Origin of the sequence: Pseudomonas sp. URMO17WK12:I11, from assembly GCF_007677725.1 — a bacterium.
Lineage (GTDB): Bacteria > Pseudomonadota > Gammaproteobacteria > Pseudomonadales > Pseudomonadaceae > Aquipseudomonas.
In genome coordinates this window covers 1-245 of record NZ_VEDF01000068.1, presented here as the reverse complement: position 1 = coordinate 245, position 245 = coordinate 1, and the positions used below count along the sequence as shown (strand labels likewise).

Genomic DNA, 245 nt, shown 5'->3' with positions numbered 1-245 from the left:
GACACCGAGTACGACCCGGAAAAACTCATCGGCCAGCCCGTCAGCCTCGCCCTGCTCTGCGACGATGGCAGCCAGGCCCCGCGCCATGGCCTGGTCGAAAGCGTGCGTTACCTGGGCAGCGACGGTGGCCTGCACGACTGGCAGCTGGTGTTCGCGCCCTGGTTCAGTCTGCTCGAGTACCGCAGCGACTGCCGCATCTGGCAGGACAAGACCCTGCCCGCCATCCTCGAGTCGGTGTTCAGCCA

Annotated in this window: 1 protein-coding gene; it reads left to right on the top strand. The window is 66.5% G+C overall.

Going from position 1 to position 245, the window contains the following annotated elements; genetic code table 11:
• Positions 1-245, top strand: a 245-nt coding sequence (locus FS665_RS23245; protein WP_145193674.1) for a contractile injection system protein, VgrG/Pvc8 family, incomplete at both ends; no start/stop codon positions are given.